At 46.2% G+C, this 16,474-nt stretch carries 1 protein-coding gene; it reads left to right on the top strand.

Annotated elements, in window-relative coordinates; genetic code table 11:
- Position 1: 1 nt before the first annotated feature.
- Positions 2 to 16,468: a non-ribosomal peptide synthetase gene (locus tag NZD81_RS06440; RefSeq protein ID WP_289860546.1), complete on the top strand. Its 16,467-nt coding sequence runs from the start codon at positions 2 to 4 to the stop codon at positions 16,466 to 16,468.
- The last annotated feature ends 6 nt before the right edge of the window (positions 16,469 to 16,474 follow it).

The raw sequence follows: 16,474 nt of genomic DNA, 5'->3' as shown, positions 1-16,474 counted from the left end.
CATGAAGCGGAAGTTGAAAAGTCCGCTTTCAGAAGGGCAAAAAGGGCTGTGGATGCTTCAAAAAATGTCTCCTGGGATGAGTGCATATAATATTCCTTTATGCTTTCGTTTCAGCAAGCCAATACATGCACAAACGTTCAAGAAGGCCCTTCTGTTTGTACAGAGACAATATCCTGTCTTAGCCAGTGTGATTCAAGAAGAGGATGGCATTCTATTTCAAACGGTTCAGTTATCAGAGAATCTTTATTTTGTGGAAGAGGATATATCAGCAATGAAATCAGCAGATATCTTGCCTTTTCTAAAAGAAAAAGCAAAAGAACCTTTCCATTTGGAAGCTGATCCGTTAATGCGCACACATCTTTTTCATCGATCGAAAGAAGAATGTATTGTTCTTATAACGATTCACCATATCATATTCGATGGTGTGTCGATGCTGACATTGATGGCGGCGCTATTTGAAACGTATCAACAATTGCTGAATGGGATTGAGCCCGTGCAGCAGCCAATAACAGCTGATTATTACGATTTTGTCGCTTGGGAAAACCGGATGCTGACTGGCAGAGAAGGGGAAGAGCATCTCGCTTACTGGAAAGAACAGTTGTCTGGGAGTCTGCCAGTTCTTGATCTGCCAGCTGACCGTCCGCGATCTTCAGCACGAAAATTCAAGGGGCAAGCTTATAAAAGCTTGCTCCCACATCACCTGAGAAATCAAATTAAATCGTTTGCCCGCACTTATCATGTGAATGAATCTGTTGTGTTTCTCGCCATTTACAAAGTACTGCTGCATCATTATACAAAACAAAAGGATCTCATTGTCGGCGTTCCGACAATGGGTCGGCATGAAGATAGCTTTGAAACCCTAATCGGTTATTTTATCAATATGATGGCTGTTCGGAGCAAGAATATCGGAACTCAGCCATTAACAGCATTTATTCGGGAACTGCAGCTGACAATGGCTGACGGTCTGGATCATGCGGCGTATCCGTTCCCTGCATTGGTAAGAGAGCTGAATGTAGACCGATCGTCCGCGGATTCTCCGGTTTTTCAAACAGCCTTTCTGTACCAAAACTTTTTTCAGGCAACAGGCTTGCAAAAAGTGCTCGAGCCGTATCAAACGCTTGGCATCGAATATATTGAAGACATTCGGCAAGAGGGTGAATTTGAGCTGGCACTCGAAATATATGAGCAAGAAAATGAAACAGTGCTTCATCTTTTGTTTAACCCTGATTTGTATGATGTGTCCTCCATTGAAAGCATGATGGAGAACTATATGAAGCTTGCGCAGCACATGATGGAGGACCCGTCTTTGCCGCTTGAAGCCTACTCTATGCAATTAAATCAAGAACAAACTAGTTTGCTGGAACAATGGAATGCGACAGGGACAAACATCGCAAATGACAAGTGTATACATGAAGTGTTTGAGGAAAAAGCGAAACAAACCCCAGATGCGGTTGCTGTGATGTTTGAAGACAGATCACTTACATACAAAGAAGTAGATGAAAAAAGCACATCTGTGGCAGTCTACCTTCAACATCAGGGGGTTGGACCAGAACAGCCAGTTGGCATTTGTGCAGAGCGTTCGTTTGATATGATCATCGGAATTTTAGGAATACTGAAAGCCGGAGGAGCATATGTGCCGTTAGATCCAAGCTTCCCGCAAGAACGATTAGAGTACATGCTCAAAGACAGTCAGGCATCCGTTGTCCTCACCCAATCTAACGTTCATGATAGAATCAGCGGATTAACGGGGAGCCAAGTGAAAGCAATCAATATCGAGTTAGCTTGTCGAAACGGTTATCCTGATCAGCAAAGCAACGGCTTAAAACGGGAAGTAAGACCAGAGCACCTCGCTTATATCATTTATACATCAGGAAGCACCGGACAGCCTAAAGGGGTTATGGTAGAGCATCGGAGCATTATGAATACCCTGAATTTTCTTGAATCTCATTATCCTGTTACGGCTGAGGATGCCTATTTACTGAAGACGAACTATGTGTTTGATGTATCGATCTCAGAATTATTCGGATGGTTTATTGGAGACGGCCGTCTTGTGATTCTTCCGCCTAATGGGGAGAAATCACCGCAGCTTTGTATGGGTTACATTGAAACATATAAAGTGACTCACGTTAATTTTGTGCCGGCCATGCTGCATGTTTTTTTAGAAATGGCGAAAAACAACAAGCGATTTACAGAGGATGGACCACTGAAGTATATGATGGTTGCAGGTGAAGCCTTCCCTAAAGAATTAGTGAAAAAGGCGGTATCGCTCTTTACAAACTGCCGTGTTGAAAATATATACGGACCGACGGAAGCCTCCATTTACGCTGCCTATTTCGGGTGCGGAAAAGGAGATATTGCAAGTCACCATACACCGATTGGAAAGCCTGTCTCCAACACGAAAATTTATATTGTGGATGAGCATTTGAAACCTGTGCCAATCGGAAAGCCTGGAGAGCTTTGCATCGCGGGAGCCGGCTTGGCAAGAGGCTACTATAATAAGCAGGGGCTTACGGCTGAAAAATTTATTGACAATCCCTTTGAACCAGGGACGAAGCTATATAAATCGGGTGATTTAGCCAGATGGCTTCCTGATGGCAACATAGAATACTTGGGACGGATGGACAGCCAAGTGAAAATACGCGGTTTTCGCGTCGAGCTGGGCGCAATAGAAACAAAGCTGAGTGAATACCCGGGCATTTTAGATCAGGCTGTAGTGGTAAAGCAGCTGGAGAGCCATCAACAGCTCGCTGCTTATTATACAGAGGAAAGCGGACATTCTCCTGCCGATCCGAAAGATTTGCGCTGCCATTTAAAGTCCAGTCTGCCGGAATATATGATACCTTCACACTTTATCCGCTTGGATGAGCTTCCATTATCGCCCAGCGGAAAAGTGAACCGTAAAGAACTGGAAAAACGTGAGATTGTTTTCAATAGAAGGGAACCAAATCATTTGCAGGTAACGGAAATAGAGGATCAGGTGCTACACATTTGGGAGGAAACTCTCCAGGTCAGCGGATTTGGGCCGGAAGACGGATTTTTCGATGCGGGCGGCGATTCGCTTCTGGCTGTAGCTGTGGCTGAACGAATCAAAAAAGAATTCGATTGTGAGTTTAGTGTTACTGAGCTGTTTGAGTATTCCACGATCCGTGCAATCAGTGAATACATTTTGGAGATGAAAAACTCAGATCTAGCCGTGACGCAAAATGAAGATGATCATGATGACAAAAAAGATGGAAAATACCCGCAACAGACGATTCCCCCTTATTTTGACGACAGTGTTGCGATTGTGGGGATATCGTGCCAGTTCCCAGGCGCGAAAAATCATCATGACTTCTGGAACCACATCAAAGAAGGCAAAGAAAGCATACGATTTTTTTCTGAAGAAGAACTACGCGCAAATGGAGTTCCCGAAGAATTGATACAGCACCCTGACTATGTGCCAGTGCAATCTGTGATCGAAGGGAAAGACTTATTCGATCCCGGTTTCTTTCAAATCTCGCCAAAAGATGCTGAGTATATGGATCCTCAGCTCCGCCTCTTATTGCTGCACTCCTGGAAAGCGATTGAAGATGCAGGATATGTGGCTAAGGAGATTCCGGCAACAAGTGTATATATGTCTGCAAGCAGCAATTCATATAGAACGTTATTGCCGAAGGAAACAACAGAAGGACATGAATCACCTGATGGCTATGTTTCATGGGTGTTAGCCCAAAGCGGAACCATTCCGACAATGATTTCGCATAAGCTCGGATTAAAAGGGCCAAGCTACTTTGTTCATTCTAACTGCTCCTCATCACTAGTTGGTTTATATCAAGCATACAAAAGCCTGACATCAGGCGAATCAGAATATGCGCTTGTCGGAGGCGCAACATTGCACGCACAATCAGCGATCGGCTATGTGCACCAAAACGGGTTGAATTTTTCAAGCGACGGGCATGTAAAGGCGTTCGATGCTTCGGCGGATGGAATGGCTGGGGGCGAAGGTGTAGCGGTCATCCTGCTGAAAAAAGCTGTGGATGCCGTAAAAGACGGAGACCATATTTATGCCATTATGCGCGGAATAGGCATCAATAATGATGGGGCAGAAAAAGCCGGCTTCTATGCGCCAAGTGTAAAAGGCCAAACAGAGGTGATACAGCATGTATTGGATACAACCAAGGTTCATCCTGAAACGGTCAGTTATATTGAAGCGCACGGGACGGGAACGAAATTAGGCGATCCTATTGAAATGTCTGCGCTAAATAAAGTGTACAAGCAATACACCGACAAAACACAATTTTGCGGAATTGGTTCAGTGAAAACGAATATCGGCCATTTGGATACAGCTGCGGGGTTAGCTGGATGCATTAAAGTTGCGATGAGCTTATACCATAATGAACTTGCACCGACCATCAACTGCACGGAGCCAAATCCGAATATAAAGTTTGAAAGCTCTCCTTTTTATGTTGTCCGTGAACGAAAATCGTTAGAGAAACACGCAGGTGTCCATCGGGCAGCTCTGAGCTCATTCGGGCTAGGCGGAACTAACGCTCATGCTATATTTGAGCAATATGAAAACAATACTGATGCAGGTTCCGAAAACGAAGGCAATCAGCCTTACATCATTCCGATATCAGCAAAAAATAGAGAACGGCTCCATGCATACACGAAGGAATTGCTGTCTTATATCAGTCAAGACGAGAAAAAGAATTTCTCTTTAAAAGATATTGCCTATACCTTTCAGGTCGGCCGTGAAGCAATGGATAACAGGATCGTTTTTATGGCGAGTGATCCGGAACAATGGAAACAGCAGATGGAAGCTTTTGTGAATGGGGAGACGCTTCCAGAGGGTTGTATCCAAGGAGAAAGAACGAAAATGACATCCGCTGAACAGCTGCTTGGAAATGCTGAGGCAGAAAATATGGCTTCATCACGGATATCAAAAGAAGAAGTGAGAAAGCTTGCCGAGATGTGGGCAAAAGGCTTTCACGTTGAATGGCGCAGGCTCTATCCTGATGCAAAGCCGCGCCGCATCAGCTTGCCGACATACCCTTTTGCCGAAGAACGATACTGGCCTGAAAGCAATACCATCACAGCAATTGAACCGGCGCGTTTGCATCCTTTAGTGCACCATAATACATCGGTTCTGTCAGAGCAACGTTTCAGCTCCATTTTCACAGGACAAGAGTATTTTATTGCCGAACATATCATTAAAGGCATGGCCATTTTGCCGGCGGCAGTCACGCTTGAAATGGCAAGAGCCGCTATAGAACAAGGAATTGGCGGATTGGAGGATCATAATACTGGAATCAGGCTGAAAAATGTCGTATGGATTCGTCCGGTTGTAGCAGGAAGTGAGCCGGTTCAGGTAAATATCGGACTTTACGATGAAGATGGCGGACAAATCGCTTATCGGATGTATGGTGAGCCGGAATCCGCTGATGCAGAACCAGTTGTATATAACCAAGGTACAGCGGAATTGATTCAGTTAAAGCAAGAAAAAGCACTGGATCTTTCTGAGATCAAGAAACAATGTGATCTAAGCAGAATGGATGCTGTCTCGTTTTATGAAAGCATGATCGGCGCCGATTACGGTCCGGGTTACAAGAGTGTAGAGGCCGTATATAAAGGCGACGGACAGCTGCTTGCCAAATTATCACTGCCGGAATCTGTCACACATACGTTGGACGATTATGTTCTTCATCCGAGTGTATTGGACGGAGCGTTACAGGCGGCTGAATATTTGCAAAATGTCGTCAGAGCGGAACTTTCAGACACGGAAGACTTTAAGGCAGCGCTGCCATTTGCCTTAGAGGAACTTGAGGTCTTTCGTCAGTGCGTTTCTGACATGTGGGTTTATGTTCAATTCAACTCGAAAAACAAACCAGGAGATGTGATACAGAAAGTCGATATTCATCTATGCGATGAGCATGGCATGATTTGCGTGCGGCTGAAAGGATTTTCGGCGAGAGTGATGGAAGCAGATGTACAAACCGAACCATCAAACACCAACAGCGAAACTTTATTGCTTGAGCCCGTTTGGCAGGAAAAGGCAGCCGACGGCTTAGCTGCAAAAAAATATGCAGAGCATCTCGTATTTCTATGTGAATATGATCATGAGACGAGAAAACAAATTGAAGCAGCCATCGGGGATGTCCGTGTATACAGCCTGGAAGCAAGGCCTTCTTCAGTGGAGGGGCGTTTCCATTCTTATACAGAACAAGTGTTTAAAAAGGTACAAGAGATCATTCGTACGAAACCGAAAGACGGCATTCTCATTCAGATCGTAACCTCTGCAGAGGGAGAACAGCAATTGTTTTCAGGATTGACAGGACTGCTGAAAACAGCTTGTCAGGAAAATGCCAAACTAACCGGCCAAATGATTGAAGTCAGCAGTGAAGAAAGCGGAGAAAGCATTGCCAGCAAACTATTAGAAAATCAATTGAGCAAAGATTCATATGTCAAATATCAAAACGGGACACGGTATATTGCTGACTGGCGCGAAGTCAAACAGGCAAAAGGAGACGTCAGCAAACCGTGGAAAGACAATGGCGTTTATCTCGTTACAGGAGGCGCCGGCGGACTAGGCCATATTTTTGCAAAGGAAATCGCGGAACAAACGAAGAATGCGACAATCATTCTGACGGGCCGTTCCTCTCTTAGCGAAAGCAAAAGCAAAAAGCTGAAAGAGCTTCATAGCAAGGGGGCTGAGGTTACCTATCGGCAAACGGATGTTACCGATAAGATTGAAGTCTATCAGCTCATTGACGACATTCAAAAAAAATATGGCCGCCTGAACGGTGTTCTCCACAGCGCGGGAATCATCAAGGACAGCTACATGGTCAATAAACAGGCAGAAGATCTGCACGATGTACTGGCGCCTAAAGTAAAAGGGCTTGTTTATCTAGACGAGGCAAGCAAGGATTTGCCTTTGGATTTCTTTATTCTCTTTTCATCTCTTTCAGGAAGTTTAGGAAGCATCGGTCAGTCTGACTATGCGGCAGCCAATGTATTTATGGATATGTATGCGGGCTATCGAAATAGGCTTGCCGACCTCAGCCAGCGGCATGGGAAGACGCTTTCTGTAAACTGGCCTTTATGGAGAGATGGAGGCATGAAGGTCGAACAAGAAACTGAGAAAAGGCTTGTACAAGTAGCCGGTATTGTTCCTATGAGGGCAGAAAAGGGAATTCAGGCATTATATCAAGCGCTTCATTCAGAGGCAAACCAAGTAATGGTGATCGAGGGCGATGGGCAGAAAATAAAACAAAACATGCTGGCAAAAACCGCCTCAGCACCTATGGAAAAGAAGGAAGCAAAAGACATGACTGAACAAGTAAATAGCATTGATACAGACAGTTTGCTGGATAAAGTAAAGGCGATGTTAAAGCGAGAGGTTGCCAAGCTGTTAAAGGTTAAGCTTGAAACGATTGATGATCATGCCGAGATGACGGTGTATGGTTTTGATTCAATCTCAATGACTGAATTCACCAACCATATCAATCGCGCCTATAAGTTAGAACTGACGCCAACCGTATTTTTTGACCATCCGACGATACATGCGTTTGGCAAGCATTTGTCAGAAGAATATCAATCGGTATTTGCGAAGACATTTGCTGTACGTGCTGCATCGGCTCAGATTCAGCCAGCCGTGAAACAGGAACAAGCCGTTCGCGCCAAAGCTAAAAGACGCCGAAAGCAGCAAGTCATGCAGCCAAACGCCATACAGAGTGATACTGGGCCTGAGCCAATTGCCATCGTAGGCATAAGCGGGATTTTCCCTATGGCGAAAGATATTGAGGCATACTGGAACATCTTAAAAGAGGGCAAAGACTGCATGACGGAAATTCCGAAAGATCGCTGGGATTGGCGTGAATATGAAGGTGATCCGGCGAAGGAAGTCAATAAAACGAACGTAAAATGGGGCGGTTTTATTGACGGAATAGCAGATTTTGATCCATTATTCTTTGGCATTTCTCCGCGTGAAGCTGAACAAATGGAACCTCAGCAGCGCTTACTGCTGACTTATGCCTGGAAAGCGATCGAAGATGCAGGATATTCGGCGAAAAGGTTGTCAGGCACAAAGACCGGCGTTTTCATCGGAACAGGAAATACAGGATACAGCTCTCTTCTATCTAAAGCGAACTCGGCAATAGAAGGATCAGCGGCAGCCAATACAAGCCCTTCAGTCGGTCCAAACCGGGTCAGTTATTTCCTTAATCTGCACGGACCGAGCGAACCGATTGATACAGCGTGCTCAAGTTCACTAGTGGCGATCCACCATGCCATCTCTTCCATTGAGGAAGGCACTTGTGACATGGCGTTAGCTGGCGGTGTAAATACGATTATCCTTCCTGAGGTGTATATCAGCTTTGATAAGGCAGGTGCGCTGAGCAAAGAAGGAAAATGCAAGACGTTTTCAAATCAAGCCGATGGTTTTGCGCATGGGGAAGGTGCCGGCATACTGTTCCTGAAAAAATTAAAAGCGGCTGAAGAAGCGGGAGACCATATTTACGGAGTCATCAAAGGCAGTGCAATCAATCACGGCGGACGTGCAGCCTCTTTAACGACTCCTAATCCGAAGGCGCAGGCAGATGTTATTCAGTCGGCATATCAAAAAGCGGGAATCGATCCGAAAACCGTGACCTACATTGAAGCCCACGGAACCGGAACGGAGCTTGGCGACCCGGTTGAAATTAACGGTTTAAAATCAGCTTTTAAAGCATTGGGGATAAATGAAGGAGACACATCAGCCAATCCTTACTGCGGATTAGGATCTGTAAAGACAAACATCGGCCACTTATCGCTGGCAGCTGGTGCGGCAGGAGTTATTAAAATATTGTTGCAGCTTAAGCATAAAACCTTAGTGAAAAGTCTGCATTGCGAAACCGTAAATCCGTACATTCAGCTAAAAAACAGTCCGTTCTATATCGTACGGGAAACGGGAGAATGGAAAGCGCTGAAAAATGAACGGGGAGAAGCACTTCCTCGCCGGGCGGGTGTCAGTTCATTTGGAATTGGCGGCGTAAACGCCCACGTGGTTATTGAGGAATATATTCCAGAAGCAGCTGATGAGAATATACCATCTATCACGCCGGAACATCCGGGTATCTTCGTTTTATCTGCTAAAAATGAAGCGCGGTTAAAAGAACACGCACAGCAGCTGGCAGATGCGCTTGATAAGAAAGCATACAGAGACGCTAATCTCACCCGGATCGCTTATACACTGCAAGCCGGACGGGACGCGATGGAGGAACGTCTTGGGATCATTTCTGGTTCCGTTGAGGATTTGCGGCAAAAATTAAAAGACTTCGCAGCAGGCAAAAACGATGTGGAGGATGTATTTAGAGGCAGGATTGATAAAGGCACACTGCAAATGCTGACAGAGGACGAAGAAATTCAAGAAGCCGTCAAGAAATGGATGGAACGGGGAAAGTATGCAAAATTGCTTGAATTATGGGTAAAGGGACTTGATGTAGACTGGACGAACATGTATGGCGAGACTGTGCCTAAGCGCATGAGCTTGCCGACGTATCCGTTCGCAAAAGACCGTTATTGGATCTCTGATCATATTGAAGATAGCGGCAGCACGAATGTAAATAAAGCAGCCTCCAGCGTTGGCGGAGCTGTGCTACATCCATTGATGCATCAAAACACATCGCACCTCTCAGAACAAAGGTTTAGCTCTATCTATACGGGAGAAGAGTTTTTCCTTGCTGATCATGTTGTGAAAGGCCAACGGATCTTGCCGGGAGTGGCTCATCTTGAATTGGCGCGGGCAGCTGTTGAGCAGGCCGCAGAGGTACAAGGTGTTCCGTGCACCATAAAGCTAAAGAACGCGGTGTGGGTGCGGCCAATTGTCGTAGAAGACCAGCCGATGCAAGTACACATCAGGCTTTCACCAGAGGAAAGTGGTGAAATTTTTTATGAAATCTATGGTCATTCATCAGACGTTGCAGGTGAACAGTCAATCGTCTTCAGTCAAGGCAGCGCGGTATTGAACCCTGCTGGAAATCTGCCGGCGGTTGATTTGCCATCCCTGCTGGAGCAGTGTAAGGAAAGCCATTTCAGCGTAAACGAAGTATACGACACATATCGAATGATTGGCTTTGAATATGGTCCTGCTTATCGCGGAGTGAAAAAAATCTATACAGCTGAACAATTTGTTTTGGCAAAATTGTCATTGCATCCGTCAGCTGCAGATACGCTCAGCCAATACAACATGCACCCGGGGCTGATGGATTCTGCTTTGCAGGCGTCAAGCATTTTGACAGGCGCCGGGGATAACCAGCTGACACTGCCTTTTGCGGTCCAGGAGCTTGAAGTCTTCGGAGCATGTTCGTCGGAAATGTGGGTATACGCAAGATACAGCCAAGGCAGCAAGGCAACTGATAAGGTGCAAAAACGGGATATTGATATTTTAGATGTGAACGGCAATGTTTGTGTTCGGATGAAAGGATTGTCATTCAGGGCAGCGGAAGGCGGCTTTGGATCGGCGGAACCTGATCAAACGCTGGAAACCCTGATGTTTGAAGAACAATGGGTGCCTAAGGCTTGTGTAAAAGAAAGTCCTGAGCCTCAATACGAACGGCACATTGTCATGCTTTGCGACATGAATGGCCTCTCAAAAGATAGCATTGAATCAAGAATGACAGGGGCGGAATGCATCGCTTTGGAGTCATTCCGCGAAGGACTTGCAGAGAGGTTCCAAGATTATGCCGAACAAGCGCTTGAGACAGTACAGGGTCTTCTCAAAAACAAGCCGCAGGGCAATGTCCTGATCCAGCTTCTTACCTCAGCACAAAAAAAGCAGTACTCATTCTCAGGGCTATCGGCGCTCCTTAAAACAGCCGGTCAGGAGAACAAAAAACTAATCGGCCAGACGATTGAAATCGATTCACTTGAAAATATTGAAAGTGTGATAGAAAAACTGAAAGAGAATAAAAGACACACAGAAGATCAGCGTATCAAATATGAAAAAGGCAAACGGTACATCAATGATTTGCGTGAATTGCCAATGGCTGATCGGGAAATAAGCCTGCCGTGGAGAGATAAAGGCGTATACCTCATCACGGGCGGCGCGGGAGGACTTGGGTTTATTTTTGCAAAAGAGATTGCTCGTCAATCTGAACAGCCTGTGCTCATTCTGACAGGCAGATCTGCGTTGAATGCGGATCAGCAGGCGGAGCTTAACGAACTTCAGCAATTAGGGGCTCGCGCAGAATACAGGCAGGTAGACGTGACACAAACGGAAGCAGCCTCAGAGCTTATCACAAGCATTACCTCTGATTACGGAGACTTGAATGGCGTCATTCACAGCGCAGGGCTGATTAAAGATAACTATCTGATGAGCAAAACCAATGAAGAGCTGACACAAGTTTTTGCACCTAAGGTAAAAGGGCTTGTGAATGTGGATGAGGCAACTGAGCACCTTGCGTTAGATTTCTTTATCCTCTTCTCTTCAATATCAAGTGTTGCCGGCAGCGCGGGACAGGCGGATTACGCAATGGCTAACGCATTTATGGACAGGTATGCTGCTTATCGAAATGCGCTTGTAACCGCCATGTACAGGCACGGGCAAACGTTGTCGATCAATTGGCCGCTCTGGAAAGAAGGCGGCATGCGCGCGAATAAAGAAATTGAAAACATGACGTTGAAAAACACAGGTGTGACGCCAATGCGGACTAAGACTGGCATTCAAGCACTGTATACAGCTTTGGCATTTGGCAAGGATCAAGTCATCGTCATGGAAGGAATCAAAGACATGATGAGGGAAAAGCTGGCTCAAAAGCCATCTTCTGATGAAGTGCCACTGAAAACAGTACAAGTACCGGTGACAGCTGAAAAAAGAATGGATCAAGGGAATATGTTCGACCACATTCAAGAAGCATTAAAGCAAGCAATCTCTCAATTGCTCAAAATCAAACCTGAAGAGATTGACCCGGACATGGAGTTTAATCAATATGGATTTGATTCGATTACCTTAACTGAATTCGCGAATACACTGAATGAGAAGTACAAGCTGGATCTCACGCCGACGATCTTCTTTGAGCACGCAACGGTTAATGCATTTGCAGGGTATCTGTCAGAAGAATATCCAGATGCTTTTGCAGCTCAAACGCCTGCCAAAGCTGAGGTGCCGATGCAGCCTGTCGAACAGAATATAAAAAATATGACGTTTTCGACTGAAAACCGCTTTGCAAAACGCTCGGTAACACCAAAGCAAAAGGAATCTGATCATAAGCCTGAGCCTATTGCGATTGTGGGGATGAGCGGCGTTTTCCCAAAGGCAAAGGACGTCGAGGAATATTGGGAGAACCTGTCATCGGGAACAGATTGTATTACAGAGGTTCCAAAAGACCGCTGGGATTGGCAGGAGTATTACGGAGACCCTCTGAAAGAAGCGAATAAAACAAACGTCAAATGGGGCGGTTTTATTGATGAAGTAGCTGACTTTGATCCATTGTTCTTCGGCATATCTCCATTGGAGGCTGAGCAGATGGAGCCTCAGCAGCGTCTGTTAATGACATATGCGTGGAAGGCGGTAGAAGAAGCGGGACACTCAGCGAGAAGCCTGGCAGGAACCAAAACGGGCATCTTCATTGGGACAGGAAACACGGGGTATAGCTCACTGCTGTCAAATGTGGATATTGAAGGCTCAGCAGCTGCGAATATGAGTCCTTCTGCCGGGCCGAATAGAGTCAGTTATTTCCTGAACATTCATGGACCGAGTGAACCGATCGACACTGCGTGCTCAAGCTCTTTAGTCGCCATTCATCATGCGGTCTGCGCCATTGAAAATGGAAACTGTGACATGGCGATTGCGGGAGGAGTCAACACGGTCGTAACTCCGCAAGGTCATATCGCTTATGATAAGGCCGGAGCGCTGAGCAAAGAAGGAAGATGCAAAACATTTTCTGACAAAGCCGATGGCTTCGCAGTCAGTGAAGGTGCCGGCATTCTCTTCCTGAAAAAGCTGACAGCGGCTGAACGGGACGGTGATCATATTTACGGTGTCATTAAAGGAAGTGCGGTAAACCACGGAGGCCGCGCAAATTCTCTAACGACTCCTAATCCGAAAGCCCAGGCGGATGTCGTAAAAACAGCATATGAAAAAGCGGGAATTGATCCAAGAACCGTAACTTATATTGAAGCGCATGGGACTGGAACAGAACTGGGTGATCCAGTAGAAATCAACGGCTTAAAAGCGGCATTTAAAGAGCTGTATAAAAAAACGGGGGACCCGGCTGTTCATGGCAGCCATTGCGGACTTGGCTCTGCGAAAACAAACATCGGTCACTTATCGCTGGCGGCCGGTGTGGCGGGTGTCATTAAAGTGTTATTGCAGCTTAAGCATAAAACGCTTGTCAAAAGTCTGTATAGTGAAACCATTAATCCGTATATCAGACTGGATGACAGCCCGTTTTACATTGTGCAGGAATCGAGAGAATGGCAGGCGCTTCGTGATGAAGCCGGCCGAGAGCTGCCGCGCCGCGCAGGTATCAGTTCATTTGGGATAGGCGGCGTCAATGCCCACGTGGTCATTGAGGAGTATATTCCGAAAGAAACAACCCATCCTGCACAAGCACCAGCTGTGACAGCACAGCACCCGGGCATCTTTATTTTGTCGGCAAAGGATGAAGACCGTCTGAAAGACCAAGCCCGGCAATTAGCAGACTTTATCAGCAAGCAATCTATCACGGCTCATGACCTCACTGATATTGCTTATACACTCCAAGAGGGTCGTGATGCAATGGAGGAGAGATTAGGGATCATCGCTGTCTCGACTGGGGACTTGCTGGAAAAATTGAACCTCTTTATAGAAGGGGGCACCTACGCGAAGTACATGTATAGAGGCAGAGCAGAAAAAGGCATCGTACAAACATTGAGATCAGATGATGAAGTACAGAAAACGCTCGAAAATAGCTGGGAGCCTCACATATATGAAAAACTGGTTGATTTATGGGTGAAAGGCATGGAAATAGGCTGGAGTAAACTGTATGACGGCAAACAGCCGAAACGCATAAGCCTCCCTACCTATCCATTTGCGAAAGAACGCTACTGGATAACGGATACGAAAGAGGAAGCAACTGCTCATCAAACAGTTCTAAAAACTGTCGAACCAGCAGCTTTGCACCCATTGGTCCAACTCAACACTTCAGATTTATCAGAGCAGCGTTTCAGCTCCACCTTTACAGGCGCTGAGTTCTTTTTCGCCGATCATAGGGTGAAGGGAAAACCGGTTATGCCGGGGGTGGCATACCTTGAGATGGTACATGCTGCCGTTACAAGAGCAGTGAGAGGAACCGAAGATCAACAATCTGTTATTCACATCAAAAATGTTGTGTGGGTGCAGCCGATTGTGGCGGACGGCCAGCCTGTTCAAGTGGATATCAGTCTACATCCCCAGCAGGACGGTGAGATTGCTTTTGCCATCTATACAGAGGCAGAGGATGCACACAATAATCGAAAGATACATTGTCAAGGCAGTGCTTCAATCCGCGGGGCAGGAGACCTGCCAGTCCAGGATATTAGCGTGCTTAGAGACCAGTGCAGTTTAAGCACACTCTCACACGACCAATGTTATGAATTGTTTAAGGCGATCGGCATTGACTACGGCCCTGGTTTTCAAGGGATAGATCGGCTTTACATCGGCCGCAATCAAGCTTTGGCAGAGATTTCCCTGCCTGCTGGTGTAAATCACACAATGAATGAATTCGTTCTGCATCCAAGTATGGCGGACTCTGCTTTACAAGCGTCGATCGGGCTGAAGCTGAATTCCGGTGACGAGCAGCTTTCTCTGCCTTTTGCGCTGCAAGAGCTAGAAATATTCAGCCCGTGTACAAATAAAATGTGGGTATCTGTGACATCTCGCCCAAATGAGGACAAAATACAGAGACTGGATATTGATTTGTGTGATGAACAAGGCCGAGTGTGTGTAAGAATCAAGGGGATTTCATCAAGGGTGCTGGAAGAAGGTATACAACCGCCAGACGAGCCGACATCACTAAACTCCAAAGCAACTCTTGACGGAGCGCTTCTTATGGCGCCGATATGGGATCAAGTGCAGCTGGAGAAGAAGATCATTTCACCTGCTGATGAGCGTGTTGTCATCCTCGGAGGGGATGACAACAGCAGAAAAGCTGTTCAAAGGCAGTTCCCGTTGTCCAAGGAGCTGAACATTGAGCCGAACGCATCAATTCAGAGAATTGCAGATGAGCTTGAAGCACTTGGATCGTTTGAGCATATTGTGTGGATGTCTCCATCTCGTGTGCCCGATTGCGAAGTCGGCGATGAAATGATTGGAGCCCAAGATCAAGGCGTCATTCAATTGTATAGGCTCATTAAGGCAATGCTTTCTATAGGCTATGCACGGAAGGAGATCAGCTGGACGGTCGTGACGGTGAACACACAATATGTTGATCAGCAAGATATTGTCAACCCGGTCGATGCCGGGGTGCACGGCCTGATTGGTTCAATGGCAAAAGAATATCCAAATTGGCAGACAAAGCTGATCGATGTTAAAGAATACGAAGACTTGCCGCTATCTCAACTCCTTTCCTTGCCTTTTGATCAAGAAGGGAATACGTGGGCCTATCGAGACAGGATTTGGCATAAGCTTCGTCTGATTCCAGTACACAACAATCAACCGGTGCACACGAAGTATAAGCACGGAGGCGTTTATGTTGTCATAGGCGGAGCTGGCGGTATTGGTGAGGCCTGGAGTGAATATATGATCAGAACATATCAGGCGCAGATCGTTTGGATTGGCAGAAGGAAAAAGGATGCAGCCATCCAAAGCAAGCTGGACAGACTTGCGCTTCTAGGGCCAGCCCCATATTACATTCAAGCTGATGCGGCTAACCGAGAGGAATTAGAACGCGCTTATGAAACAATGAAACAAACGCATCGTGAAATCAACGGCATCATTCATTCTGCGATTGTATTACAAGACCGAAGCCTGATGAATATGAGTGAAGAATGTTTCAGAAACGTTCTTGCTGCAAAGGTTGATGTAAGCGTGCGAATGGCACAAGTTTTCCGGTATGAACCACTGGATTTTGTTTTGTTTTTCTCTTCCGTCCAATCGTTTGCGAGAGCTTCGGGACAAAGCAATTACGCTGCGGGCTGCAGTTTTAAGGATGCTTTTGCACAGCGGCTATCTCACATATGGCCTTGTACAGTGGCCGTGATGAATTGGAGTTATTGGGGGAGCATTGGTGTTGTTTCATCACCGGATTACCAGAAGAGAATGGCTCAGGCAGGCATTGGCTCTATTGAAGCCCCTGAAGCAATGGAAGCTTTGGAATTGCTGCTCGGGGGACCGCTGAAGCAGCTAGTGATGATGAAAATGGCAAACAAAACGAATGATGAATCGGAACATTCAGAAGAAACAATTGAAGTGTACCCGGAAACTCACGGCTCCGCCATTCAAAAGCTGCGAAGCTATCACCCGGGTGACAGCACAAAGATTCAACAACTGTTATAGGAGGGG

The organism is Bacillus sp. B.PNR1 (genome assembly GCF_030386235.1).
Lineage (GTDB): Bacteria > Bacillota > Bacilli > Bacillales > Bacillaceae > Bacillus > Bacillus stercoris.
This window is presented reverse-complemented; position numbering and strand designations above follow the sequence as displayed.